This window comes from Gordonia sp. BP-119 (assembly GCF_016924115.1).
Lineage (GTDB): Bacteria > Actinomycetota > Actinomycetes > Mycobacteriales > Mycobacteriaceae > Gordonia > Gordonia hongkongensis.
In genome coordinates this window covers 42,699-67,828 of the sequence record NZ_JAFFZF010000023.1, presented here as the reverse complement: position 1 = coordinate 67,828, position 25,130 = coordinate 42,699, and the positions used below count along the sequence as shown (strand labels likewise).

General features: G+C 64.7%; 28 protein-coding genes. 15 read left to right on the top strand and 13 right to left on the bottom strand.

All coding sequences use genetic code 11. The annotated features are described in order from the left end of the window. Window positions 1–43 precede the first annotated feature (43 nt). Window positions 44–1,834 carry a DNA cytosine methyltransferase gene (locus JW364_RS14490; RefSeq protein ID WP_231632807.1) on the bottom strand — a complete coding sequence of 597 codons (1,791 nt, stop codon included), beginning with the start codon at window positions 1,832–1,834 and terminating at the stop codon, window positions 44–46. Between the two features lie 85 nt (window positions 1,835–1,919). Between JW364_RS14490 and JW364_RS14485 the strand changes: the two genes are divergently transcribed. Both JW364_RS14485 and JW364_RS14480 read left to right on the top strand, forming a co-directional pair. Then, window positions 1,920–2,297: a hypothetical protein gene (locus tag JW364_RS14485; protein ID WP_139115548.1), complete on the top strand. Its 378-nt coding sequence runs from the start codon at window positions 1,920–1,922 to the stop codon at window positions 2,295–2,297. A gap of 125 nt (window positions 2,298–2,422) precedes the next feature. After that, window positions 2,423–2,659 (top strand): helix-turn-helix domain-containing protein, encoded by a 237-nt coding sequence (locus JW364_RS14480; RefSeq protein ID WP_055476910.1) that lies wholly within the window; start codon window positions 2,423–2,425, stop codon window positions 2,657–2,659. A gap of 262 nt (window positions 2,660–2,921) precedes the next feature. Here the strand turns inward: JW364_RS14480 and JW364_RS14475 are convergent, their stop codons facing one another. The 4 genes from JW364_RS14475 to JW364_RS14460 are packed head-to-tail and all read right to left on the bottom strand — an operon-like array spanning window position 2,922 to window position 5,618. Continuing rightward, complete coding sequence (locus JW364_RS14475; RefSeq protein ID WP_055476909.1) at window positions 2,922–4,010, bottom strand: hypothetical protein; 1,089 nt, start codon at window positions 4,008–4,010, stop codon at window positions 2,922–2,924. A gap of 17 nt (window positions 4,011–4,027) precedes the next feature. Beyond that, on the bottom strand, window positions 4,028–4,369 hold the full coding sequence (locus JW364_RS14470; RefSeq protein ID WP_055476908.1) for a hypothetical protein: 342 nt from the start codon (window positions 4,367–4,369) through the stop codon (window positions 4,028–4,030). A gap of 39 nt (window positions 4,370–4,408) precedes the next feature. Next, the gene (locus JW364_RS14465) at window positions 4,409–5,401 is read right to left on the bottom strand and encodes a hypothetical protein (protein ID WP_055476907.1); all 993 of its coding nucleotides are present in this window, start codon (window positions 5,399–5,401) and stop codon (window positions 4,409–4,411) included. A gap of 4 nt (window positions 5,402–5,405) precedes the next feature. Beyond that, window positions 5,406–5,618: a hypothetical protein gene (locus tag JW364_RS14460; protein WP_068971509.1), complete on the bottom strand. Its 213-nt coding sequence runs from the start codon at window positions 5,616–5,618 to the stop codon at window positions 5,406–5,408. Window positions 5,619–5,769: 151 nt separating this feature from the next. On the opposite strand from JW364_RS14460, the gene JW364_RS14455 reads away from it, so the two are divergent. The 4 genes from JW364_RS14455 to JW364_RS14440 all read left to right on the top strand — a co-directional run bounded on the left by JW364_RS14455 (window position 5,770) and on the right by JW364_RS14440 (window position 7,074). After that, on the top strand, window positions 5,770–5,976 hold the full coding sequence (locus tag JW364_RS14455) for a helix-turn-helix transcriptional regulator (protein ID WP_165630006.1): 207 nt from the start codon (window positions 5,770–5,772) through the stop codon (window positions 5,974–5,976). A 167-nt stretch (window positions 5,977–6,143) separates the two neighbouring features. After that, window positions 6,144–6,365 (top strand): hypothetical protein, encoded by a 222-nt coding sequence (locus JW364_RS14450; protein ID WP_055476921.1) that lies wholly within the window; start codon window positions 6,144–6,146, stop codon window positions 6,363–6,365. Between the two features lie 5 nt (window positions 6,366–6,370). Beyond that, window positions 6,371–6,736, top strand: a complete 366-nt coding sequence (locus tag JW364_RS14445) for a hypothetical protein (RefSeq protein WP_139115549.1) — start codon at window positions 6,371–6,373, stop codon at window positions 6,734–6,736. Further along, window positions 6,733–7,074: a hypothetical protein gene (locus JW364_RS14440; RefSeq protein WP_055476904.1), complete on the top strand. Its 342-nt coding sequence runs from the start codon at window positions 6,733–6,735 to the stop codon at window positions 7,072–7,074. Before JW364_RS14445 ends, JW364_RS14440 begins: the two co-directional genes overlap by 4 nt. A gap of 642 nt (window positions 7,075–7,716) precedes the next feature. Here JW364_RS14440 and JW364_RS14435 read toward each other — a convergent pair. Further along, a complete protein-coding gene (locus JW364_RS14435; RefSeq protein WP_055476903.1) occupies window positions 7,717–8,055 on the bottom strand; it encodes a hypothetical protein in 339 nt (112 codons plus the stop codon). 183 nt (window positions 8,056–8,238) lie between these two features. Here JW364_RS14435 and JW364_RS14430 point away from each other — a divergent pair, with 183 nt between their 5' ends. Beyond that, complete coding sequence (locus tag JW364_RS14430) at window positions 8,239–8,589, top strand: helix-turn-helix transcriptional regulator (RefSeq protein WP_078111946.1); 351 nt, start codon at window positions 8,239–8,241, stop codon at window positions 8,587–8,589. Continuing rightward, window positions 8,576–8,917, top strand: a complete 342-nt coding sequence (locus tag JW364_RS14425) for a DUF3703 domain-containing protein (protein WP_055476920.1) — start codon at window positions 8,576–8,578, stop codon at window positions 8,915–8,917. Before JW364_RS14430 ends, JW364_RS14425 begins: the two co-directional genes overlap by 14 nt. 92 nt (window positions 8,918–9,009) lie before the next feature. Here the strand turns inward: JW364_RS14425 and JW364_RS14420 are convergent, their stop codons facing one another. Beyond that, a complete protein-coding gene (locus tag JW364_RS14420; RefSeq protein WP_055476902.1) occupies window positions 9,010–9,669 on the bottom strand; it encodes a DUF5134 domain-containing protein in 660 nt (219 codons plus the stop codon). Between the two features lie 55 nt (window positions 9,670–9,724). Here JW364_RS14420 and JW364_RS14415 point away from each other — a divergent pair, with 55 nt between their 5' ends. After that, window positions 9,725–11,788, top strand: a complete 2,064-nt coding sequence (locus tag JW364_RS14415; protein ID WP_223258964.1) for a cytochrome c oxidase assembly protein — start codon at window positions 9,725–9,727, stop codon at window positions 11,786–11,788. Here JW364_RS14415 and JW364_RS14410 read toward each other — a convergent pair. Beyond that, complete coding sequence (locus JW364_RS14410) at window positions 11,726–13,972, bottom strand: cation-translocating P-type ATPase (protein ID WP_055476901.1); 2,247 nt, start codon at window positions 13,970–13,972, stop codon at window positions 11,726–11,728. The two genes, JW364_RS14415 and JW364_RS14410, sit on opposite strands and share 63 nt — an antisense overlap. A 162-nt stretch (window positions 13,973–14,134) precedes the next feature. Between JW364_RS14410 and JW364_RS14405 the strand changes: the two genes are divergently transcribed. Further along, a complete protein-coding gene (locus tag JW364_RS14405; RefSeq protein WP_055476900.1) occupies window positions 14,135–14,506 on the top strand; it encodes a BlaI/MecI/CopY family transcriptional regulator in 372 nt (123 codons plus the stop codon). Window positions 14,507–14,510: 4 nt separating this feature from the next. Beyond that, on the top strand, window positions 14,511–15,443 hold the full coding sequence (locus tag JW364_RS14400) for a M56 family metallopeptidase (protein WP_055476899.1): 933 nt from the start codon (window positions 14,511–14,513) through the stop codon (window positions 15,441–15,443). 357 nt (window positions 15,444–15,800) lie between these two features. Here the strand turns inward: JW364_RS14400 and JW364_RS14395 are convergent, their stop codons facing one another. From JW364_RS14395 to JW364_RS14385, 3 genes are all read right to left on the bottom strand, one after another. Then, window positions 15,801–16,076 (bottom strand): hypothetical protein, encoded by a 276-nt coding sequence (locus tag JW364_RS14395; RefSeq protein WP_055476898.1) that lies wholly within the window; start codon window positions 16,074–16,076, stop codon window positions 15,801–15,803. Next, complete coding sequence (gene ctaD, locus JW364_RS14390) at window positions 16,073–17,863, bottom strand: cytochrome c oxidase subunit I (RefSeq protein WP_055476897.1); 1,791 nt, start codon at window positions 17,861–17,863, stop codon at window positions 16,073–16,075. Before ctaD ends, JW364_RS14395 begins: the two co-directional genes overlap by 4 nt. Before the next feature lie 229 nt (window positions 17,864–18,092). Then, window positions 18,093–19,019: a M23 family metallopeptidase gene (locus JW364_RS14385; RefSeq protein WP_055476918.1), complete on the bottom strand. Its 927-nt coding sequence runs from the start codon at window positions 19,017–19,019 to the stop codon at window positions 18,093–18,095. A 443-nt stretch (window positions 19,020–19,462) separates the two neighbouring features. On the opposite strand from JW364_RS14385, the gene JW364_RS14380 reads away from it, so the two are divergent. The 3 genes from JW364_RS14380 to JW364_RS14370 all read left to right on the top strand — a co-directional run bounded on the left by JW364_RS14380 (window position 19,463) and on the right by JW364_RS14370 (window position 22,031). Continuing rightward, window positions 19,463–20,032: a TlpA disulfide reductase family protein gene (locus tag JW364_RS14380; protein WP_101821343.1), complete on the top strand. Its 570-nt coding sequence runs from the start codon at window positions 19,463–19,465 to the stop codon at window positions 20,030–20,032. Further along, window positions 20,029–20,841 carry a cytochrome c biogenesis CcdA family protein gene (locus JW364_RS14375; RefSeq protein WP_055476895.1) on the top strand — a complete coding sequence of 271 codons (813 nt, stop codon included), beginning with the start codon at window positions 20,029–20,031 and terminating at the stop codon, window positions 20,839–20,841. The genes JW364_RS14380 and JW364_RS14375 overlap by 4 nt, the downstream gene beginning before the upstream one ends. Before the next feature lie 248 nt (window positions 20,842–21,089). Further along, complete coding sequence (locus JW364_RS14370) at window positions 21,090–22,031, top strand: cation diffusion facilitator family transporter (RefSeq protein ID WP_065629398.1); 942 nt, start codon at window positions 21,090–21,092, stop codon at window positions 22,029–22,031. 102 nt (window positions 22,032–22,133) lie between these two features. On the opposite strand, the gene JW364_RS14365 is transcribed toward JW364_RS14370, so the two are convergent. Further along, window positions 22,134–22,712 carry a vitamin K epoxide reductase family protein gene (locus tag JW364_RS14365; protein ID WP_101821345.1) on the bottom strand — a complete coding sequence of 193 codons (579 nt, stop codon included), beginning with the start codon at window positions 22,710–22,712 and terminating at the stop codon, window positions 22,134–22,136. A gap of 53 nt (window positions 22,713–22,765) precedes the next feature. Beyond that, the gene (locus JW364_RS14360; protein WP_055476459.1) at window positions 22,766–23,410 is read right to left on the bottom strand and encodes a thioredoxin domain-containing protein; all 645 of its coding nucleotides are present in this window, start codon (window positions 23,408–23,410) and stop codon (window positions 22,766–22,768) included. A gap of 204 nt (window positions 23,411–23,614) precedes the next feature. On the opposite strand from JW364_RS14360, the gene lnt reads away from it, so the two are divergent. Further along, window positions 23,615–25,123 (top strand): apolipoprotein N-acyltransferase, encoded by a 1,509-nt coding sequence (gene lnt, locus JW364_RS14355; protein ID WP_226514238.1) that lies wholly within the window; start codon window positions 23,615–23,617, stop codon window positions 25,121–25,123. The last annotated feature ends 7 nt before the right edge of the window (window positions 25,124–25,130 follow it).

Sequence of the window (25,130 nt, the reverse complement as noted above, 5' to 3'; positions counted from 1 at the left end):
GCCCCGGCACAGTGGTCACGGTGTGCCGGGGCGGTCGACGTCATCATCCGCTGGTGGGGTGCAGGACTTCGCGTAGGCGGGTGCCGATCCACAGCGGGACGGGTGGGGTGACGGCGTTGCCGTAGCCGTCGATCTGGTCGCGGCCTTTGCCCCAGACGGTGAAGGTGCCCTTGTGGTCGCCGAAGTCGGGGTCGAATCCGCAGCCGCGGCCGACCTCGTGCGGGGTCATCATGCGGAAGAAGCACTCATCGAGCGGGATGTCGGCGAGGGCGTCGCGCCAGTGAGTGGCCAGCAGGGCGGTGGTGTCGCGGCTGGTCAGGGTGCCCAGCGGATCGGTGAGCGGGTGCGCGGCGGTCTCGGTGCCGGTGCTGCCGTTCTGCTTGAACCAGCCCGCGAGCAGCGCGGGGTCGCCGGTCGCGGTGAGCAGGCCGGGGGTCTGTTCGGCGGTGACCGTCGGCATGGCCTGGGCGTGGCTGGTCGGGGTGGTGTGTTTGCGGAAGGGCACCACACCGGAGGACACGATGCTCAGGGTTTCCGAACCGCCCTGGGTGGGCAGCGCCTCATCGAGGCCGCGTGGTGCGCCCTGGAAGTTGTTGATGGCCATCGCGACCGGGGGAGTGAGCAGGCCGGTGGCGTTGGTGGCGGTCTGGGTCCACAGCGGCTGCCCCAGGGTTCGGGTCCGGCACTGCGATCCGGGGCGCTCGAAGGTGTTTCCGGCGGCGACCATGATCGCGCCGGTACTGAGCAGCGCGGTCTCTTGCTGCGAGGTTTGCGTCGACATCGGTTGCAGCGGGTGGCGTTCCACGCCGCGTTGGGCCTTGGCCGGCATCAGCACGGCGGGGAACTCGGCGAACTTCTGACGGCACCGCTCCGCGCGGGCCATGGTCGCCGGGGCCAGCGGCTTGGCCCGCTCGCCGATCCGGGTTCCCAGGTGGGTGAGGTCCAAGGCGGTCAGCGACGGTGTGGCGGTGGGGGAGACCTCACCGAAGCAACGCGGGCAGCGGTAGTTGTACTGCTTGCCGTAGCGCACCGATCCGCTCGCGGGCACGCCGGTCTTCCACGCCCACATCGCCTCGACGGCCTCGTCGCAGGGGCCGCACCACGCCTGGGGGCGGTGGTCGAGGTCGGGGGCGGGCAGTGTGCGGTCCCAGAACACGATGTAGAGCCGGTCCCGGCTCTGGGGGACGCCGAAGAACATCGAGTTGAGGTAGAGCACCTTGTGCTCGTAGCCGAGCTTGGTGATCTCGCGCAGCCACCACCGATACGTCGACCCGTCGCCGACCTTGCGTCGGCCGGGGACCGCTGGACCCCAGGACTGCAACTCGGTGGTGCATTCGACCAGGATCAGCAGGGGGTGGTGCTGGTCGGCGTAGTGCAGCACACAGTTGGCCGTTGCGCGGTCCCGCTCGGATCGGGTGGCGCGTTCCTCGAACTCGGGGTCGTCGAGGTCGAACAACGTCAGACCCTGTTCGTAGGCGCGCTGGGTGTTGGCCTGGGAATGGTTGGTGCAGGTCACCCCGGCGACCAGCAGATCGGCCGCCGGGAGTTCGCGCACCGAGTGGTAGGTGTCGGAGTCGGTGTTGATCAGATCGGCGATCCAGTGCTCGACATGCGGGTGGTTGGCCTCGTGCACCTCGACCTTGTAGCGGTTGTGGTTGGCCCCGACGATGGTGTCGAATCCGGCGGCCTCGATGCCCTGGGTGAATCCGCCGAATCCCGAGAACAAGTCCAGCGCGGTCGGGTTGTCGTGACGGAATCGTCTGCGGCGCAGCGCCGGTCGATGTTCCGCTGTCTTCGAGATGATGTGCCCCATGATCGTCGTTTCCTCGCTCATTCCATCCTTAGTGGTTGCCTATAGACTACCATTAACGGTAGCCTATAGGCAACCACTGAGGCACGGAGGAAAGAAGGAGCAGCACATGGCCACGACCACCGAAAACACCTGCGCGGCAACACCGATGAGCGTTCATGCGCGAGCAATCGCCGCAGGCATCGAGCGGTGGCGCCAAGCCTGCGACCTCGCAGGAGGTGTCGACGCTGAACATGACGCGGCCGCCGCCCTGGTCGGGCTGGTCGAGCAAGCGATGCCGGAGCTGGCGCGCACCGAGGTTGTCGAGCGGTCGTATCTGGTACGCCGGGTGCAGCGCTATGTCGGCCCGCTGCCCGAGCAGTGGGCAGCGATGGACGATTCCGAGCGCGACCAGTACGTCTGCGGCCACTGGCTGGCCATTGAGGAGTTCGACGAGCACATCGACGACGACCAGCTGACCGTGACGATCGTGAAACCCGCGCAGTGAGTAGCTGTCCCGCGTCGGCCGGGCGCACCGCCGTCGTCCTGCCGCCCGTGGCGACCTCGCCGGTAGGCTCAGCCATGCCGAGTGTGCCCGCCGACCTGGCGGGCGACAGGGGAGGAGGAGCCGTCATGGCCGTCGACATCGACGAACCTGCGTTGCTACGCGCTCTCGGAGAAGCGATCACGACCCGCCGCGAGGAACTGGGCCTCAGTCAGCGGGCCCTTGGTCTCGAGGCCGGCGTCGAGCGCAACATGCTGCGCGGCGTGGAAGACGGATCGCGGCGGGCAACCGTCATCACCCTGGCGCGCATCGCCGGAGCGCTGAAAGTGCCGATTTCGCAACTACTTCAGCAGATCGGGCGCTAACACTCCACGACCCTCAGTGAAGACCCGCACCGGCTGGTCGTCGCCGCGCGTAGCCAGGAGGGAGGGGAGGGGGCTGCACATTCGGGGGAGTTCGCCGCCCTCCCCTCCTATCCTGTGAGGAACGATCTTCGGTTGGGTGTGGCAACTCAGAAGAACGTCCCGCCACACTAGCAAATCGTCTCTTTGCTGTAGTCACCGCCGCGCGCGCACTTGGCGTTTGTGATCGCAGACACTTCCTGCTGGCCGCCTCGGCGACGTGGCCTCAGGCGGCGCCGGTGGGCAACTGCGGGATGAGTTGCTGGTCGAGGGCGGGCAGTGCGGCGATGTCGGCCCAGGACACCGAGACGGTGTGGATGCGGTCGAGGCAGGCGGTGATGTCGCGTTTGACTGCGGCGAGTTCGGGATCGTCGGCGCTGCTGCGGGTGAGTCGGGTGACGAGTTTGTTGAGGCGTTGCAGCGCGGCGCGTTCGGTGGGGCTGCGATCGTCGAGCCCGACGGCGGCGGCGTGGTCATTCGCGTCGTGCCAGGCCGCCCAGGCGCGGTCGGCGAGGGCCAGTGTGTGGTCGACGTCGTTGGCGGTGGAGTGTTCGCCTAGGGCGTCGACGGCGGCCGCGAGATCGGTCATGGCGCTGGTGTAGGCGACCGTGGTGGCAACGGTGCCGGTGGTGTCGTGCAGCAGGGGTTTGGTGAGGTACCAGGCTTCGGTGTCGAGTTTGTAGTGCCCCCAGGCGGCGAGCAGGTCATCGAGCGAGCGGGCGGCGGCGGCTCGGCGCCGGGCGAGGTCGTCGTCCCCGGCGACGGACGGCTGGTCGGGAGTGTCGTCGTCGCGACCGGCGTAGGCGACGTGGGCGGCCTGTTCAACTATGCCCTGCCAGCCGCGAGCATCCTGGCCGGAGTGGTGAAGGGTGTAGTAGCACCAGTAGGCGGCGATGGGGGTGAGAGCGGCCATGACCATTGCTACGACGTTGAACCCGTCCAGGGACGGCGGCAGCTCGAAGCCGAAGGCGCCGAGGAGGTACGCTGCTGGACCCGTCAGTCCGAAGAAGCCATAGAAGGCGATGTCGCCGCCATGTCGAGCCGGGTGCTGTCCGCTGAGGCGGAAGTCCTGTTTGAGGTCGGCCAGCTCCGCGGCCGCGGCCAGCTCGTCCACCCGCCTGCGTAGCTCATTGTGAGCGATCACAGCGCCTCTGGGGTCTGCCAAGCTGCCGCTCGCCTGCACGCCGTCTGCGGCGAGGACGATCTGGACTGCCCGCGCCCTCAGCAGGGGGTCGGGATGGGTGCGGATGCGTTCGGCGACGTGCGCGACGAAGTCGGCGCGGTCGGTGCCGGCGCGAATCGTCCTGTCGTTCACTAGATGCGGACCCTTCGTCAGGGAATGGATTCGATGTCCGGCGGGCCGGACGACCGCCGACGGTTGTCCAGCGCGCGGCGTAGCTCGGCCCAGAATCCGAACAGTCCGAGGATCAAAACGTTGACGACGGTGCAGAAGATCGCCATGAGGGTGATTAGAGTTACGTCGCCGGCCTGGTACTGGCCGGAGGCGATCGTGAGGACTGCGCCGGTCACAAGGGTGACGGTCGAGGCCACCGGGGGTGCGGCCGCGAGCAGACGCACCCCTCGGCGACGGTGTGGGTATGCCGAGTTGGCGACAGCCAGGGCGAGGACTCCGGCCAATTGCAAGGCGACGGCGAAGTACAGGAAGGACCACACGGTTGACCCCTTTCGTAGGTCGGTGGCGTTCAATGTGGGTCATTGTTGCAGCTGCGGCCGACAGACTGCCGTGTTGAGTTGCCGCTGAACAGCTTCTGCGACCAGCGCCCGGACCGGTGGGATGCGGCGTGCGCCGGCCTCGGCGATGAGTGTGGTGATGCGGTCGAGCAGGTTGTCGCGGTAGGCGTCGGTGATGGTCGGGTCCAGTGCCTGGTCGAGCATTTTGCGTGCTCGGGTGAGCTTTCCACGCTTGGCGGGCTGGATGTTCAGGCCGGTCTCGCGGGCATGGCGTGAGGCACTGTCCCGTGCGTCGCGGGCAGCGAGGGCGGTGGCGACGGCACGGTCGGCGAGGTCTCTGTCCAGGGGCCGGGAGTCGTAGGCCGCAGCGTGGGCCGCGGTGTAGGCGTCGAGGAACGCCGCGGTGCGGGGATCGTTGGTGTCGTCGAGGAGTGGGCGCGCGAACAACCGGTCGGCGAGGTCGGCGTGGTAGGCGGCGTACTCGGCGTCGATGGAGCCCAGGACGTCGGCCGCCTTGACCCACTGAGCACGCACACTCGTCACCAGAACGGCTCGGCGAGAACGTGCTTGGCTCACTTTGTGGCAGGCGAGAACCGCGACAGCGATGACGATGAGGCTGGCCGCGGCGGCTCCGCAGATGATCCACAGCGTCGTGTAGTCGGTGGGCGCCTCGGGGGCAGACGGTGTCTGCTCGGCCGGGGCCGGCGGCGGTGGCGCGGGGGACGCGTCGGGGGAGGTTGGCTGCCTGTCCCGATCCGGGCCGGGGCCGACCAGTGTCAGAACGAGTCCGACGGAGGAGAGGATGACACCACCGACCGCAAGTGGAACGACGGCGGCGGCGCCCCCGCCTGATTTCTTCGCAATGGCGGCTCGCAGGCCCGCCCCCAACAAGATGACCACCCCGATGATCGAGGCCCCCCATCCGAGATTGGCCGCCACCTGCACAAAGGCCTCAGGGGCCTCCGGTATGAGGGGAGCTGCGTCGGCCAGGACTCCGAGAGTTGCGAACTCCATTGGCCTACCGCCCCTTTCGCTGATCGGCAGACGCCACGTCAGGAGTGAACTCGACAAGCCGCTGTCGGAATCCAGCATCGAACGCCGAGGTCGGCGGGTAGTGCGCCAGGATCGCCGCTGCGGCGCTCGCCCGGGCGGTCGGGGTGATGCGGCGGATGGTGTGATCGGCGGCGAGATAGCCGGAGGCTTGTTCGAGTAGAGTGGGGCATTGGTGCATGTCACGGCCCTTTCCGTGGTGTGCGTCGGGTCCGTGGGTGTTCCAGCACCCGCGGACCACTCTTGTTTCTGCCCGAGTCGGCAGCGAAGGTTCACCGCATCATCAGCGATGATGGTTTTAGTCTACATAGGTGTGGGTTATAGTCAACATCGTGGAGAGACTTCGGGAGCTGGGCAGCCGGGTGCGTGACGCGCGGACCGGTCGCGGTCAGACGCAGGCCGAAGTAGCCAAAGCTGTTGGCGTGCACCGGACACACTTGTCGGCGATCGAGTCCGGCGGTGAGAACATCACCGTCGGGACGCTGTACCGGATCGCTGACCACTTCGACATACCTGCTTCGCAGCTACTTCCGGATTGATGACCTGTGTGACTCTCGGACGCATCGTGGCATCGAGTCGGGCGTCGATGGTGGAGATGACGGCCCTTGGTAGGGCTCACCCCCGCCCACCGCAGTGTCGCCGACGCGAGACTGTCGGACCACTGTGCGACAGTGCCTTACAGGTGAACCAATCCGAAAGGTGAGTGATGATCGAGTCACAGTGGATCGCCCGTTGGCCGGAGTTGTTCTCAGGACTCACCGATCTGCAGGTCCGCGGTGTCGTGCAGGCGATCGACAACAACGTCCTCGACGGCTGGAACCCGCAACGTGACGACATTGAGTTCCTGACCCGCTCGGCACGCGGCGAGGTCACTGAGAACGAGGAAGTCGCCGAAGTCCTCGCGCTCATCGCCAACAGAAGGAAATAACACCTATGGAAACCACGGCGATCATCCTGCTCTTTGCCGGAGCCGTCACAATAATCACCGCCGGGGTAATTCGGCAACGCGTTAACCGTTTTCAGCCTCGCCCACACAAGGACGCCGCGACCGCTGTTGCCCGTGCACGGCAATTCCAGCGAGTTGCGATGACCTTTGCGGCGATCACAGTCGTATGCGGCGCCACCGCAGCCGCCCTCAACGACGGAAACACCACGACGTGGGTGTGCGGCGCTGTGGTGCTTGTTGCGGGAGCGGTCGAGTGCTTCCTCATTGCGCGGGTTCGCATTCCCGATGTCCAGCACCTTCGTGCCCTCGGCTTCGACACCGGTCGAACCAATCCGGAAGGACAACGCCGATGATCCTTGCTGCTGACGCCAACTTTCCCGACACGTCGATCGTCCCGTCCGGCGCATGGGGCGCGGCCGTGGGATGGGTGATGATTGCGGTGTTCTGGGTGGGCGCGGCGACTATCGGACTCATACTCGGAGGGCGCCAGACACCGAGCGAGGACGGCGAGTCTCGCTCTTTCATCGTCATGACCCTGCTGATCCCTGCGGCGATCATGATTGCCGGGCTCATTTTCTTCCGCACGGTGCTGCCATTCCCCCTGGCGATCGTCATCGCCGTGGGCGTAGGCGTCGCGGCGTTTGTCGCGTTGCGCATGAAGTTCTTGGGTGCGTTCCGACGCCGAATATGACAGCGGTACAGGGATACCCGTCATCTGCGCCGTAGTAGGCCACAGCCCCACCCTCGCGACGGAAACCCAACGGCTACCCGATGGGCATACCCGTCAACACACCGGTACCTTCTGCCGGCGGTGCGCATCGCGCATCGGCGATTGAGCCACCAATCACGCCTGTTCAGACCGTGAAGAAAGGACGCCGCATTGAATCAAGCGGTAGCGGCCGGATTCGTCTGGCAGATCCTGCTCCTGAGCGGCCTCGTCTACTGGTCGAGATTCGGCGTGGCCGCTGTCATAGACGCGGCAACACAACCTGTTCGGGCGGTGCGCTGGCAGCCGCACCCTGAGCTTGGACCTACACCGCCGCCCGCCCGGTTCAAATGGACCACCGGCCTGGTCGGCCTGGCTACCCTGCCCGTCGGCGTGCTCCTCGCTGGCTTCTGCGCGCTCTGGCGGATTACCGCCACCGCGTGGCCGTCGGGAGTCTTCGTCGGGGCAGGATGGACGCTAGCCATTCTCGGGTGGTTGGCGTTGCTGATGGCCGGCGAACTGTCGATCGCGAAAGAACTCGGACCAGGGCCCACTATCCGCTCAGCACTACATCGGCACCGCAATCGGAAACACCTCAGCTCGTCGAGACCGCAGTGACCGCTGGTCTCACCCGTAGACGAGGGAGCCAAACAGTGCCGCCTGAACAATGGCGTCTGCATCTGTCGCGTCGATGGTCTCGGCATCGTGGGTGCGGACAGCGGCGGCGATCCTACGACGCTGCACATCCGGAATCATTGCTGCGCCATTGACGATGGAGTTCACGCCCCGGGCGATCGTGTCGAGCGTGATCACGTGCGGATCGCCGGAGCTTTCCTCGACAGTCGCTCGCGGATCACTGCTCCAGCGATAGTCGGTACAGGTCGACCAGTAGCCGATACCGCCTTCAAGTGCGCAGGTGTAAACGTCGCACAGGAACTCGGTGCGCACCGTGGTCCGCGTTGCCATGATCGGTCTCCTTGAACTGCTAGTTCGCGTTGCATTACGTCACTGGTGACGTAATATAAAGCAGCACAACATATTTCGCCGATAACTTATGCTATGTCAGGCACAGGCAAAGGATTATGCCTTAATCGAGCCGGACGGAAGTCCTGACCTTTACTGTTCAGATGTGCGTGAATACATCGAGTCATGTATCATTTTGGCGTGAGCACGGTGGTAGAAGCGCAGCATGACGCGTTGACGAGGTTTGGATACGCACTATCCGATTCGACGCGAACGCAGGTGTTGGTTCGGTTGCGCCATGGTGGAGCCTATCCGGCGGACTTGGCTGAGGCGATTGGGGTGTCGCGGCAAACGTTGTCGAATCACCTGGCCTGCCTACGGGGATGCGGTTTGGTGGTCGCGGTACCTGAGGGTCGACGGAGTCGGTATGAACTGGCTAATAGCCGGATTGGTCATGCACTCGACGATCTACTCGGGCTGGTACTTGCGTTGGATGATCCGTGCTGCGCCGAGGAGGCTGGCGATGGCTCGCATTAGTGAGGCAGCCCGTGACCTCTACCGGGCAGAGATGGCAGCGGCCGCCGCCGCCGAGGTGGCAGAGCAGCGCTGGCACCATCTTGAACGCGCCCACATCGTGTCCCAGCCGGACCCGTGGTTGCATACTCAGAACCACATTTCGATGTTCAGATTCGCTGTGCACCAACATGATCGGCGCGAAGCGCTCGGCCAGGTGGTGCGCATCATCGTTTCCGCTCCCGGATCGCTGAGCGGACGCTACCCCGAGGGCAACACCGGACGTGTTGCCGCCGGTCTGATGCGCCCGATGCCGGTTCCCGGCGATATCGCTTCTGCGTTACGGTCATGAACAGCCGCAGACGCGACAGTGATGAGCATGCGCTGCGCGGCGGCCGTAGCGATATCGGGAATGACCGCTCACTCTGAGGCTCGGGTGGCCTGTCAGAGTAGAGCGGCGAACATGATTCCTGTCCCACCGGCGGTTAACGTGTGGCATATCCACGAGAACTCTAGATGCGGGCGGCGAAGCGTCGCTACAGCGTTTGACAGTGGTGGCGCTGGGGCCGCGGTGCGTGGCAGCTGAATTGACCGGGCTGCGCAGTAGAGGGTGAGCGCGAGGAAGCCGAGCACGAGTAGCAAGGTGACCGACCCCATCCACATGGGATCTGATGACGGGCCGTGCAGCGGTGTCATCTCGTTGATGGCGTCGGCCCCCGACGGGCCTCCGTGGTGTGCGGGGGCGGTGGCAGCGGGAACGGCGGATGTGGAATTGTGCCGGCTCATCACCGCATACATCCACACCATCGAGGCCATCATCACTGCGGTAGAGACGTAAAGCCGCCGCGCGGTCGTCTTCGGCACCGCGAAGACGACCGCGATTGCTGTGGCGAGAGCGAAGAGCAGCATCAGAGGCAGCAGTGGGAGCTGATTGCCTTGTGGCCACGCCATGACGATCATCGCCAGCGACATCAGGAGCATGAGGCAGTGCACGACTGAGAGCCGCAGGTCGCTGCGGTGGGCGGCTAGGGTGCGAATGCTGTCGATCGCTCCGATCGCGAACATGGCGGTGACGATCCACCGCAGGAGTAGGTCGTCGATCACCGCGGCCCTCGATCCATGTGAGTTAACTACTATGCGCAGTAGTAGCATACGGTTGGTGGGCGAATCAAAGGCGTTGCCGGAGGCTGACACCTCGTCAATCCAGTCGCGACTGCTGCGCGCAGTTCCTCTTCGGGTGGTGGCGCCGTTGCTGGTCGGTGGGCTGATGCTGGTGTTGGCGGTGTACGCCTGGGCGTCCGGGGCCACTCGCTATGTCGAGAGTGCGGATCCTTACCCGGGGATGGGTACGGCTGTGGCCGATGTGGTCGGCAATTTTGCTGGCTTTGCGTTGGCTGCGGCGGTCCTCGGAGGGTTAGTTTCGGTGGTGCTCACCGCGTCTCCCGACTCGCAGGGGTTCATTGACGCTGCGGTGTATCCGGTGTTTCGCCGCGTCCGCCGCGCTGCAGGGTTTGGTGTGGTTGTTGCGGTGCTGATGGCGGTTACGTCGGCCGCGGACACCACTGGTGTGTCCGTGGGCGCGATGGTGTCCAGCGGCAAGGTTGGTTACGCGTTCAGTGTGAGTTTGCCGGCGCTGGCGTGGCTGGTTGTGGCGGCAGCGGGTGTCGTGGTGCTGGTCGGTTCGGTGTCGCTGCGGTGGTCGGTCCAGGTGGCGCTGGTGGTTCCCGCGACGGTCGGGGTGCTCGCGCTGCCTGTGGTCGGTAATGCCGCGCAGGGGCCTGACCACGATTACACGACCGGCGCGGTGATTGTGTTCGCGGCGAGCTTGGCGGTGTCGGTGGGGCTGCGGTGGGCCGACCGGTTTAGGGCTCGTGGTTTGGGGTCGGCGACCATCGACAGGGCGGCCGACCGACGTGTCAGCTATGTCGTCTTGGGCGCCGATGTGACAGCTCTGGTGGGCGCGGTGTGTGTGGTGGTGCTGCTGCGGACTCCGGGCGTGTGGTCGTCGGCTTTCGGTCGCGCTGCGGGGCTGTTGGTGGGTGTACTGGCGGTGCTTGTGATCGCCGATGTTGTGCGCCTGCGCCGGGGTGTGCCGATGTCGGCAACTGCTTCTTCCCTTGCCGCGGGGGCTGCGCTGGCAGCGGTGGCGTGTTGGGCGGTGATGGACACCCGGGTCGCACCCGGGTTGATTGCCCACCCATTCACTGCGTGGGACGTGTACCTGGGTTATTCGCTTCCTGGCCCGCCCGGTGTCGGGTCGCTGGTGTCGTTGTGGCGTGTTGATCTTGTGGTGGGTGTGGCAGCGGTGGTGAGCGCCGTGGGATATGTCGTAGCCGCCAGGCGGGAGCGGGGCGGTGGACATCGCTGGCCGATACGGCGGACCGCGTCATGGGTCACGGGCTGCGCTGTGGTGGTGGTATCCACCAGCTCCGGATTGAAGGCCTACGGCAATGCTCTGTTCAGCGTGCACATGGCCGAACACACGGCTTTGACCATGATCGCACCTATTCTGCTGGTGGGTGGCGCACCGATCACGTTGCTGTTGAGGGTGCTGCCAACGGCAGGTAACACTGGTGGAGCGGCGTGCCGGCGGGGACTGCTGACTCTGCTCGGCTCTGGAGGCGTGCACCTACTGCTCAATCCAGTTGTCGCGTTCGCGTTGTTTGTGGGCTCGTCGTTTCTGGTGTACTTCACACCGGTGTTCGACGTACTCGTCCGCTACCACTGGGGGCACGTCTTGATGAGCGTGCTGTTTATCACCCTTGGGTACCTGTTCTTTTGGGTCTCTGTGGGGATCGACCCGGGCCCCAAGCAGTTGCCGATTCTGGCGCGCCTAGGTCTGCTGTTCGCCGTCATGCCTTTTCACGCCATTTTTGGTATCGCACTGATGACCTCCACGACGGTGATCGGTGAATCCTTCTACAGCCAGTTGCAACTGCCGTGGGGTCCCGACCTCGCGCGCACGCAGTGGGCGGGCGGTGTGGTGGCCGCAGTGATCAGCGAGATTCCGATGGTGGTGGTCTGCCTGGTGCTGTTGGTGCAGTGGGTGCGTGCCGAACGCCGGCCCGATCTGCCCGAGTCCGTCGCCATTGATGGCAGCGACTCTCGAACCGTCGCAGCGATGGTGTCTCAGCTGGCACCGACCCAGCAACTGTCACCCTCAGTGGTCTACACGCGCGAAGTTCTGCAGACGCAGGCTGTTGGAGACGACGAAAAACGATGACAAGGCCATTGCCGCCCCGGCGATCAGGGGGTTGAGCAGTCCAGCGGCAGCAAGCGGCAGTGCGGCGATGTTGTAACCGAACGCCCATGCCAGATTGGTGCGCATCGTCCGTCGGGTGGCCGAGGCGAGGTGCAGGGCCAACGCGACGGTGGTGAGATCGTCGCGCACCAACACGATGTCGGCGGCGCCGATAGCGACATCGGTACCGCCACCGATAGCAATGCCCAGATCCGCCGAAGCCAGAGCGGGCCCGTCGTTAATGCCGTCACCGACCATCGCCACACAGGCACCGCTCCTGCGCGCGTCGTCGATGATGGCCACTTTCTCAGCCGGGAGCACCCCGGCGGTCACGTCATCGATGCCGACCTGCGCTGCTACGCGCTGCGCTGCGCCGGCGTTGTCGCCGGTGACCAACAACGTGCGAAGTCCCATGCGGTGCAACTCATCGACTGCCTGGCGAGCAGAGGGTTTGGCGCTATCGCGAATGTCGATGAGGCCCCGAACTGCATCGTCGACCGCGACGTACACCGCGGTGCCACCAGAGCGTTCGACGTCAGCGCGCTGCGCGTCGAGCGCGGCAGGCACCGCAGCGGTACGGGCAATCCACGTCGGCGAGCCCACCTGCACCCTCAGGCCGTCGATCACTCCACGCACGCCACTGCCGACGTCGGTGACCACCTCGACCGGTGCAGGAAGGGACTGCGGACCGGCCGCTGCGGCGATAGCGGTAGCGATGGGGTGGCTGGTGTGCTGCTCGAGTGTCGCGGCCCAGCCAAGGATCAACTCCGTGCTGTTGTTGTCGACGGTGTACACGCCGCTGACCTGAGGTCGCCCATTGGTGAGAGTGCCGGTCTTGTCGAAGACCACCACATCGATCGTCCCGGACAGTTCCAATGCGGAATGCCCTTTGAGGAAGATTCCCAGTTGGGCGCCGCGCCCGGTGGCGATCACCAGGGCCATCGGCATGGCCAGGCCCAGCGCGCACGGGCAGGCGATGACCAGCACGGCCACCGCGGCGCTCACGGCGTGCTCCCAGGACGCTCCGGTTAGTGACCAGCCCACGACAGTGCTCACAGCCAGGGCGATGACGCATGGTACGAAGATCGCGGCGATACGGTCAGCGACCCGTTGAGCGCGGGCCTTGGCCATCTGTGCGCTATCGACCAGCGCGATCATCTCCGCAAGGCGTGTGTCGTCACCGACTGCAGTGACTTCCACCCGTAATCGCCCGTCGAGGCAGGTAGTGCCCCCGACTGCGGTGGAGCGGTGGTTGGCTGATACTTGCACCGGCGTCGTCTCTCCGGTCATCGCACTGAGGTCCACACTGGCTGTGCCCTCGATCACATGCCCGTCCGAGGGAATGGTCTCACCCGGCAGCACGATGAGTCGTTGACCGACTTTGAGTTCCGCCAGGGGTATGAGCATGCTCGTACCCCCTGCACACTCGACGCGGGCCTCGGTTGCGCGTAGCGCGGCCAGCGCGCTCAATGCCTGGACAGCTTGTGTGCGGGCACGCGCTTCGTAGTAGCGTCCCGCCAGCACGAAGACCGTCACGCCGGCGGCAACTTCGAGGTAGATCGAGTCACTGGAGAAGATCGCTGACCACACCCCCTGACCCGCGGCAGACATCGCATCGGCCGAGAACATCGAATACATCGACAGGGCGGTCGCGGCCAGCACTCCCAGGGAGACGAGCGTGTCCATCGTGGCCACACCGGTCCGCAACGTACGCACCGCGGTGCGGTAGAACGGCCACGCACAATAGGTCACGACTGGTGCGGCAAGCGCCACCAACACCGCTTGCCACCCGGGAAAACGCAGGTCCGGGATGACGGCGAGCACTACGGAGAGGTTGGCCAGCGGCACGAACAGGGCCAGCGCGACGATCAGTCGGGTGAACAGCGCCTTCGCCGTCGACGCATCCTCGTTGACAGGAGGAGCCTGCTCGGTCAGTTCCGTAGCCGAATAGCCTGCCGTGTGAACAGCGTCGATCGCATCGGCCACGCCTGCGTGGCTATCGAGTTCCACGGTGGCCCGCCGAGTAGCGTAGTTCACCGAGGCGCGTACGCCGTCAATCTTGTTGAGTTTGCGTTCCACTCGGGCTGCGCACGCACCGCAGGTCATGCCACCTACATCGAGTTGGATGCGGCGGGTCGAGTACGTGTCGTCAACGAGGTCGGTCACGAGTGGCGCTTTCAGTAGGCGGTGAGGTGAGTCATGGCACCGCAGGAAATGCGAAAAGTGTGTCAGATGGTGGCGGCCAACCTGGCGAAGCCACCTTCGGCTACTAAGCAGGGTAGTTTGTTCTAGACTGGCAGCAAAGACAAGGCGATCAGGCAGGCGACGGTGACTCAATTGGGTTCGTTGGAACGCGCAGTGATGGACGTGCTGTGGGGCGCTTCTGCGGCGATGAGTGTGCACGACATTGTCGATGCGTTGGCCGATCGCGATCTGGCGTACACGACGGTGTTGACCGTGGTAACCAATCTGCACAAGAAGGGCTTCGCCGGACGCGAGAAGATCAGCCGCGCCTACAGGTACTTCCCGTTGCAGTCGCGGGAGGAGGCGACGTCGCAGACACTGCGACGGGTGCTCGATGCCAGCGGCGATTCCACGGCGGTCCTGATGCATTTCGCGCGGATGGTTACCCCCGAGGAGCGCGAGGTCCTTAGCGAACACTTGTCCCGGACGCGGACGGATCGTCCGAGAAGGCGCTGAGAGTGTGAGCGTTGCTTTGGCCCACCTGGTGGGCGCGGCCGTGCTGGGTGTGTTGGGTCCTTACGTTCTCGACCGATTGCCACAGCGATGGTCACCGCGGGTAGTGATCACCGCATGGGTCAGCAGCATTGCCACTGCGGTGGGACTGCTTCTCCTGTCGGCGCTGTCGGCCTTATGGCCCGATGCGCCGCCTGCGGAGCGTTTCGTCGACACGTTGGCTCGGTGCGCTGGCGCTGTCCTGCATGCGGTGCGCGACGATTTCAGCCAGGTGTATGGCATCACCGTCGCCGTCGTGCTGTTCGCCGTGGTCGCTCGCACCGCGATGTCGTGCGCTCGTCACACGCGCGATGTGCAACGTGTGCAACGCCTTCATCGCGACGTCGTTGCGGTGGTAGGCAGCACCGAACCCGATACCCCCGACGTACTCTGGATCGATCATCCCCACCCCATGGCCTACTGCGTCGGCGGACGCAGCGGTTTCGTGGTAGCCACCAGCGCGCTGCGCACACGCGTGCCGGCCGAGGCGCGGGCAGCAGTACTGGCACACGAGTTCGCCCATCTAAGGTCTCGTCACGACCGGGTCCTGGCGGTCTGCGACGTCATGGCACGTGCTCTGCCCTTCGTACCGCTGTTTCGGCGGGCGCCAGCGGCGGTCGCGGCCCTGATCGAAGTGGATGCCGACATGTCGGCAGCCCGGGTCACCAGCACGGCTGCGGTACGCAGCGCACTGGCCCATGTCACCGGTCAGGGCGTAGGCCCCGGGACCCCCATGCAGCACTCCACGCGCTACCGGCTGCGCATGCTCGACAATGGCGTGATCGAGCCGACCAAATCGAAGTACGCAGCGGCGAGTGTACTGCCACTTCTGGGTGCCGCATTGTGTACCGTTGCAGCACTTCCGGTGCTCTCAGTTGTTGCGCATGGGCTCACCGCGTGAGTCCCCGCACCGCCACGTTCACTCTTCAGCAGTTAGTGTCGCAAACCCGGTGACGTTTCGTTCATCTGCGCCACCGGTAACGACGACCTTCACCGGCGCGTGTCTCATGGTGTTGCGCGCACGCCCCGCGCGCGCCGCCCCCGCGAGGCCCAGAGTGCATCTTCGCCATCGGACCCGCCAGCCGAGAGACTGTCGCAACAGGATGCATAATCCACGTCACCAGGGTCATACCGGGATCGCGTCAGCTATGCATCGGGGCGTGCAGTCTCGACATGGCCCACGTGGCGCTGTGCAGCACCACGCCCCGCAGGCAAGGCTCTGATCACGCAGAGTTGGGCCGATGGATGACGCGACCGGCTACCGCCGCAGCGCACGGCCGCGCGCTGGTTGTGCTGTGCGGGCCGCGATCGCGGCTGCTCCGCGGGCCGCGCAGGCTGCCGCGGTCGCCGCGATCAGCCACAGCAGCAGGGGAGTGCCCTGAGCGAGGACAGAACCCGCGAGCAGGGTCAACGCAAAGGTCATCAACGCGGTGTAGCCGACTGCGAGGATGGCGAACCATCGAGGAACGGTCAGCGGGCGGCGCGATCGCGGGACGGCGGCCTGGTCGAGGGCAGGGAAGGGGGAGTTGTTCACGGTCGGCTCTCCGGGTCGGGATCTGTAGATGCTTCATGGTCTCCGGTGGTCAGCGGCGCACGGCGGACTTCTTCTGCGGTCTCGCTGGGTTCACCGTGCCGTGTGCCGACGTGAGCTTCGGCGCGCATCCGCTCCACCATGTGCGGGTAGTGCAGTTCAAACGCTGGACGCTCCGACCGGATGCGGGGGAGTTCGGTGAAGTTGTGGCGCGGCGGTGGGCAACTGGTGGCCCATTCCAGGGAGTTGCCGAAGCCCCATGGATCGTCGACGGTGACGACCTCGCCGTAGCGGTAGCTGCGGAAGACGTTCCACAGGAACGGCAAGGTCGAGATGCCGAGGACGAACGCGCCGGCGGTGGAGATGATGTTGAGCGTGGTGAAGCCGTCTGAGGGCAGGTAGTCGGCGTACCGGCGGGGCATGCCTTCTGCTCCGAGCCAGTGTTGCACCAAGAAGGTGAGGTGGAAGCCGATGAACGTCAGCCAGAAATGGATCTTGCCCAGGCGTTCGTCGAGCAGACGTCCGGTCATCTTCGGGAACCAGAAGTAGATGCCGGCGTAGGTGGCGAACACGATGGTGCCGAAGAGGACGTAGTGGAAGTGGGCCACCACAAAGTAGCTGTCGGAGAGTTGAAAGTCGATGGGTGGGCTGGCCAGGAGCACACCGGTGAGTCCGCCGAAGAGGAAGGTGACCATGAAGCCGACCGAGAACAACATCGGTGTCTCGAACGTCATGTGGCCCCGCCACATTGTGCCGATCCAGTTGAAAAACTTTACGCCCGTCGGCACCGCGATCAGGAACGTCATGAAGGAGAAGAACGGCAACAGCACGGCGCCGGTGACATACATATGGTGTGCCCACACCGCGACCGATAGGGCGGCGATGGCGAGGGTGGCGTAGACCAGTCCTGAGTACCCGAACAACGGTTTACGGCTGAAGACCGGGAAAATCTCGGAGACGATGCCGAAGAACGGCAGCGCGATGATGTAGACCTCGGGGTGGCCGAAGAACCAGAACATGTGCTGCCAGAGAATGGCGCCGCCGTTGGACGGATCGAACAGATTCGCGCCGAATTGACGGTCGACTTCGGCGCCGAGCAGTGCCGCGGTGAGCAGCGGGAACACCAGCAAGATCAGGACACTGGTGACCAGGATGTTCCACGTGAAGATCGGCATGCGAAACATCGTCATTCCCGGTGCGCGCAGACAGATGACCGTGGTGACCATATTGACCGCGCCCAGGATGGTGCCCAAGCCGGACACTGTCAGTCCGAGAAACCACATGTCCGAGCCGACGCCGGGTGAGTGAATGGCATCGCTGAGCGGGGTGTAGGCGGTCCAGCCGAAGTCGGCGGCACCACCGGGGGTGATGAAGCCGGCGATCGCGATGGTCGAGCCGAAGACGAACAGCCAGAAGCCGAGGGCGTTGAGCCGCGGGAAGGCGACGTCGGGAGCGCCGATCTGCAGGGGCAGTACGAAGTTGGCGAAGCCGATCACGATGGGGGTGGCATACATCAGCAGCATGATCGTGCCGTGCATGGTGAACAGCTGGTTGTACTGCTCGGTCGAGAGGAACTGCATGCCCGGCGTCGTGAGCTCGCCGCGCATCAGCAGCGCCATCAGGCCGCCGATGAGGAAGAACGCGAAGCACACGACGATGTACATCATGCCGATCAACTTGTGATCGGTCGTGGTCAGCAGCTTGTAGATGAATGACCCTCTGGACTTGCGCCGCTCGGGGTAGGGCCGCGTAGCGACCACCTCGGGTGGGCGCGGGGACACCGCGGTCATCAGGCCTCCATCTGAGTCGGACAAACGGTGGCCCTGATCGAGCAACACGCGCATCCTGCGTGCGACTTCCCGGGCCGTAACTACGGACTGTAGTCGATTAACTACTAGGTAGCATAGTTGGGCCCGGAATCCCGAATCTCGGGCGAGTACCGACATGGCGGCAACGAAAAGTCGGCTCCCTCACCAATATCAGGCGCGGAGGGTCATCGCGGTTACGCGGCGCTGCTCCCTACCGCCAGAGGTCTGCACTTCCGCTGCTCGGCGGTTCGTTGGGAGGGATAGTAGGTTCGCCGTCGGCGGGCAGACGGACGCCGCGTTCGGCGAGCCAGCTCACCGGGTCGAGGGCAGCACCGGATGCATCGGCCACCTCGAAATGCAAGTGGGGGCCGGTTGAGTTACCTCGGTTGCCAACCGTGGCAATGGGTTGGCCGACCGTGACCGGAGCCGCTACCTCGATGAGGTTGTCGTCGTTATGGCCGTAGGTGGTGACTGTTCCATCGGCATGTCGGATACGTACCCACAATCCGAAGCCTTGGGCAGGGCCGGAGTTGATCACTTCGCCGTCGGTGACCGCGAAAATCGGCGCGCCGAGGTCGTTGCCGATGTCCATGCCCTGATGACCTCGACCGTCACCGAAGGTGGAGGTGATTCGACCATTCGTCGGAGCGACTACGGACCCCGGCGACGGCGACGAATAGACGGGTGGACCGTTCGGTGCGGGATGCGGGGTCGCAGGATCGTGGGGACGCATCTCAAATGCCAGCAGCGCCAGCAACCGCCCGATCGGTAGCGCGTCGACAACCAGTTCGGCGGCTGCTCGTCCCGCACTGAGAACGGCGGCAAAGCAACCCACCGCAGTGATGGGGTCATCCGTTGGCTCCGACGGCTCGACTGGGCGCGCACGATCGGCCAGACATGTGCTGACGGTCCGGATCTCGTCGGCTAGTTCCCCCATCGCCGGCCCCCCCAAGGATGCCGAGATCGTCTCGGCGACCAGTTGGGCGAACTGCTGGGCCACATGGGTGTCATCTGCGTCGGCGCGCGCTCGAGCGTCAAGCGAGAGGCTCAGCAGAACCGCAGCAACAATTCCCACGGCCCCCAGCCTCAGACAGGGCCGTGCAACGCCGCAGCGGCGAATGAGGGACGACATAGGCATGCCAGCGAGACCTTCCGGAGACGGGCGCGACGCACTGACGTTCAGCACCGCACGCCAGGTGCACATGAGGCCCCGATTGGCAGCCCTCCGTTCGAACCATAGGCCCCACAGGTCACAGCAGTAACACGATCCGGTTGAGCGTCAGTCGCAACTGGCGGCCTCTATTACTAGGGAACGTAGTTGCAGATAAGCAATGATGCCCAGCCTCGGGACCTCGACCGAATCAAGCGTAATCACAGCTGAGCGCACCGATACGTCAGATGAACGCGGCAGAACCCTCGCCGCGGGACGTGGGCCTACGGGCCGGTGCAGATCGCAAAAACTACGGCTATGTTGACAACGCGAACGTTAATCTACCACGCTGCGTAGTAGATCAAGGTCAAGGAGTGCTGGTGCAGCAGGAGAGAAGGATATCCGCGGTGCGGGCGGCAATCCTGGCGCTGATGTGCGTGGTGCCGTGGGTAGCGTCGGGTTGTGGTAGCGCTGGCGACGACGCCGTTGCGCAGGGGGGAACCTTTCAGTTCGTCTCACCCGGCGGGCAGACGGTCATCACCTACGACCCGCCTGCAAGCCGTCAGAGGATCGCTGACGTCTCAGGCCCTGATGTGGTGACCGACCAGACCGTCGGACTCAACGACTTCGCAGGCAAAGTCGTCGTCATCAACGTATGGGGTTCGTGGTGCGGACCCTGCCGGGGAGAAGCCGACGACCTCGAGCATGTCTACGCCCAGAACAAGACCTCGGGGGTCGAGTTCCTCGGTATCAATCTGCGCGACAACCGGCAAGCGGCGAAGGACTTCATTGTCGACAGGAAAGTCGCCTTTCCCTCGATCTACGACTTTGCCGGCATCACTCTGGCTGCGCTGACCACTCCAACGTCGGTGGTGCCGACGACCATCGTGCTCGACCGCGACCACCGTCCGGCCGCGGTGTTCCTCAAGGCCATCACCGCCGACGAACTCGGGGCAACAGTTCAGCGCGTCGTCGCTGAGCCTGTGACACAACGCCCATGACGGCGCAGTCAGTCGAACTGCAAGCCTCGGTCGGCGAGACGTTTGCTGACGTCGTCGCCAGCGGTCCGCTACTGCTGGCGCTGCTCGCATGCATGATCGCCGGGCTGGTGTCGTTCGCCTCACCGTGTGTGGTCCCGCTCGTCCCGGGGTATCTGTCTTATCTGGCTGGCGTGGTCGGCGCCGAGGCGCCGGCGGTGTCGGTGGGGGAGTCGAATAAACGGGGTCGCTCGCGTGTGGCGCTCGCCGCAGGCCTGTTCGTCATCGGTTTCACCGTGGTTTTCGTGGCAGCGACCGCCACAGTACTTGGGGTCACCACGACTTTCGTGGTGAATCGTGAAGTCCTGCAACGTATCGGCGGTGTGGTCACCATCGTCATGGGCTTGGTGTTTATCGGGCTGGTGCCGGCACTGCAACAGGAACGACGGTTCGCCCCCCGCCGCGTCTCCAACATCGCCGGCGCCCCGCTGCTCGGCGGGGTCTTTGCACTCGGGTGGACCCCGTGCCTGGGGCCCACACTCGCGGCAGTCATTGCTACGGCCAGCGGCACCGAAGGCGCCACCGCAGCCAAGGGCGTCGCGCTGATCGTGGCGTACTGCGCCGGCCTTGGCATTCCTTTTGTTGTGCTTGCGTTTTCCTCGGCGTGGGCGTTGCGAAGCCTCGGCTGGTTGCGCACCCACGCCCGCATGATCCAGATCGCCGGCGGGGCCATGATGATCGCGGTGGGCATCGCTTTGATCACCGGCCTGTGGGACCAATTCATCGTGTGGGTGCGCGACGCGTTCATCACCGATACTCAACTACCCATCTGAGCCCTGTGGTGGCGGCCCCGATTCGACGTCCACAGCGTCCCCCTGTTTCCGGTCACCGCACCCTCACGAGACCGAACAACCACCGCCTCCACGCCGCCAACGTCGGGCCATCTCAGCACATCCCGAGTCAGTCGTGACGTGATCCGCTGGTACCGTTCCGGCCCGGTCTGTCATATAGTCACATGCGCATGTATTGATATATAGGGGTAGCGTGGCTATCTGGGTGTGGATGAGAGGGAGTACGAAGTATGGGAGCCGGACACAACCACGGACCAACCGATCCTGCGTCCAGCGACTCGTCGCTGCGTGTCCGTCTGGCGATAGCGTTTGTTCTGACGGGGATCATTGTCGTGGCCCAGTTGGTCGGGTCGGTGATCACGGGAAGTCTGGCGCTGCTGACCGACACCGCGCACGCTGCGACAGATGCGATCGGGTTGGCGGTCGCGCTGGTCGCAGCAACCGTGATGCACCGTCCGGTCAGCAAGACTCGCACATGGGGACTGCGGCGCATCGAGGTCATCGCCGCTCTGGGGCAGGCCTCGCTGCTGCTTGCTGTCGGGCTCTACGCCGCTGTTGAGGGCGTGCGGAGACTGTTCGCTCCGCCAGAGGTTCCCTCGACCGAACTGCTGATCTTCGGAATCATCGGGCTCGTGGCGAACATCGTCGCCATGCTGGTGCTTGCCTCAGGACGCGGGGCCAACTTCAACATGCGAGCGGCGTTCCTGGAGGTCCTCAACGACGCACTGGGATCGCTGGGTGTAATTGTCGCCGCGATCGTCATCGCTACCACCGGCTTCCAACAAGCCGACGCACTGGCCGGCCTGTTCATTGCGCTACTGATCGCACCCCGCGCCCTCAAGCTCATGGCAGAGACGACGCGAGTGCTGATGGAGTTCACGCCCAGGGAGATCGATTTGGACGACGTCAGGGCCCACATTCTCGAGATGGACCGCGTGCAGGACGTGCACGACCTCCACGCATCGACGGTGGCCACTGGTCTGCCGATCATTAGCGCTCACGTGGTGGTCGATGACGACTGCTTCCAGGACGGGCACGCCCCCACGATCTTGAATGACATCCGAACGTGCGTGGCGACCCACTTCGCCATCTCCTTCGAGCACTCCACCTTCCAGCTCGAGACCAGTGCCCAGCGTCACCAGGAGGAAGCCTTGGCAGCCCATCACCCGTGAGGGGTGGCGCATCGACGACACCCACGCCGCCGGTCTGCGCACGAAGTGCACGATCGTTGCCAGGGGAGAGACGATGCTTCACCCCTGTCAATCGGGCCACGGTCACACCAGCGTGGACCAGTACCACCAGAAGCGTTCGATGATGAGGGCGATCACCGCCATCGCCCACACCAGCGGTACTACGGTGTGCACCGTGAGGACCACATCGAGGGCTCGGCGTGCTCTCCCGGATGGGCAGACATGGTCGGCATTGCGCAGGCTCACATACCAAAAGGCAACCACGACAACGACCCACACGGCCATGCAGTACGGGCAGAGTGCATCGATTCGATACAGACTCTGAAATATCAGCCAATGGACGAACACCACCGCACCCGTCAGGCCGATCTGCAATCCGATCATGACCCACAAGGCCGGGCGGGGTCCTAGCAGGACGGCGATAGCGATCAGAGCTGTGAAGCCTGCGATTCCGAGCAGTGAGTTGGGGAACCCGAAGACGGCTGCTTGGGGGGTGTCCATGACCGATCCGCAATTGACGATCGGGTTGATACTGCAGGTCGGCGTGTAGTTCGGATCGGTTGCCAGTTCGAACTTTTCGACGGTCAGTGCGAACGCAGCGACAAGTCCAATGCCTCCGCAGACCGCAAGAATCCACGGGAGCAGCCGCGGGAAAACCGGGATCTGCGTGTCGGGCGCAAAGCCTGACGGCTCTGAGGTCTGCCGGGGTGTGATGGTCACTGACGTATCGCGGATTCGAGCGCAGAGCTCAGATCGTCATAGCCTTCGGGCTTGATGAGTTCGTCGTTGATGAAGAACGTGGGGGTTCCGGTCACGCCTAGTGCTTTGCCGTCAGCGACATCGCGGTCGATGAGCTCGCGGGTGGCCTGTGAGTCATAGGCGGCGGCGAATCGCTCCATGTCCAGGCCCAACACCTGGGCGTAGGAGAAGAACAGATCGTCCAGCGGCACCTTTTGTTCGCCCCAGCTGCGTTGAGTGTCGAACATCTTGCGGTACATCGGTTCGAATTGGCCTTGTTCGGCCGCCGCGGCCACGGCCCGTGCCGCGCGGTCGGCGTTGAAGTGCCCGGGGAGGGGGAAGTAGCGGACCACGAAAGTGACTTGATCGCCGTAGGTTTGGCGAAGCTGCTCCACCGCCGGGTACGCCGCCCCACACCCTTCACACTCGAAGTCCAGGAACTCGACAAATGTCGCCTTGGACTCGGTCGGAGCCGATAGCCGTGGAGAATCAGGCCGTACCGTCGTATACGCCTGGTCGCCGGACTGTTCGCTCTCTCCGGCCCGGGAGACCACGAACACCACTGTGAGCGCCAGGCAGAACACGAAGACTGCCGCGAGCGACATCTTGACGTTGCGACTCATCGAGACATCCCTCCGCGTCGAACCTTGACCGCTTGAGCTGGCACGATCATCACTCCCGTCACGATTACTACTACGTTGGCTAGTAGTTTACAGGGCGTGCGGTGTCGTCCGGGCGATTGGCGTGCATATCACGCACGACCGAACCGGTGAGGGGAGCGGTGGGCGGTGAGTCGTCACTCGGATGCTCGGCATGCCGGCGCAGGTCTGCCACCGATATGTGCATCTGCACTACGTATCGCGGCTGCGGCCGGTTCGGGCGGGCTGCTGTATGTGAGCTTCCCTCCGCGCCAACTGTGGTTCCTTGCCCCGGTGGCGATCGCGGTCCTGGTGGTGACACTGCGTGGGCGGTCGCTGTGGGCGGCGTCAGGCTACGGCTATCTCGCTGGGCTGGGCTTTTTCGTGCCGCTGCTGCCGTGGGTCGGTACGTATGTGGGTGCGGTGCCGTGGCTGGCCTTGGCGGCGGTCGAGGCGGTGGCGTTCGGTGTCTTCGGGGCGGTGGCGGCGCTGGTCGGCAGATGCCGCGGAGCGCCGGTGTGGCTAGCATGCGCCTGGGTGGCAGTCGAAGCCGTCCGCTCCCGCGTGCCTTTTGGCGGTTTTCCCTGGGGCCGAATAGCATTCGGTCAGCCGGACGGGTTCTTGCTGCCGTTAGCGGCCTTGGCTGGCGCGCCGGGGTTGTCCTTCGTTGTGGTGCTGCTCGGCGCACTCCTGGCCGCGATCGCAGTGGCGGTAATCAACGTGCACCCTCGGGCGTTGGCCGGCCCAGGCGTAGCAGTCGCCGTAGTGGGAGTGCTGACATGGACCCTGGCGCCGTCGCAGACAGCAGAACCGGAGGAGCAGTCGGTGACGGTGGCGTTGGTGCAGGGCAACGTACCGCGGTTGGGTTTGGACTTCAATGCTCAGCGACGTGCAGTGCTCGACAATCATGTCCGGCGCACTCTCGACCTGGCGGAGGAGGTCAGCTCTGGGCGGGTCGTGCGTCCCGATGTGGTGGTGTGGCCGGAGAACTCATCCGATATCGACCCGTTCGGTAACCGTGATGCTGCGGCGCAAATTGATCGTGCCGCGCGGGCGATCGAGGTGCCGATCCTGGTGGGCGCGGTGATCGCCGGGAGCCACAGCACGTCCCGCAATACGTTGGTGGTGTGGGATCCCGTCACCGGGCCTGGTCAGGAGCATGACAAACGTCAGCTGGTGCCGTTCGGGGAGTACTTGCCGCTGCGGGGACTGATGACACAGCTTTCGTCCTACGCCAGCCGGGCTGGCAACTTCATTCCTGGCACAGGCGATGGCGTTGTCGATCTTGCCGGGGTGCCCGTGGCGGTAGCGACCTGCTACGAAGTCGCGTTCGACGATCTGGTGACCGAATCGGTGCGCGCCGGTGCGCAGCTGATCGCGGTTCCGACGAACAACGCGACGTTCGGGCGCACCGAGATGACCTACCAGCAACTCGCGATGTCGCGAGTTCGGGCAGTCGAACACGATAAGGCGGTGGTCATCGCAGCAACCAGTGGCGTGAGCGCGGTCATCGAACCTGATGGGACCATTGCACAACGCACAGAATTGTTCTCCCCCGATGTTCTCATCGCGCGGGTGCCGTTGAGGACAACGACGACCCTGGCGACGCGGATCGGAGCAGCAGGAGAAGGGATCTGTGCTGCCGCCGTCCTGGCGGCACTGATTGTACGCACGTGGAGATCACGCCTACGCTCCTGACGCGGCG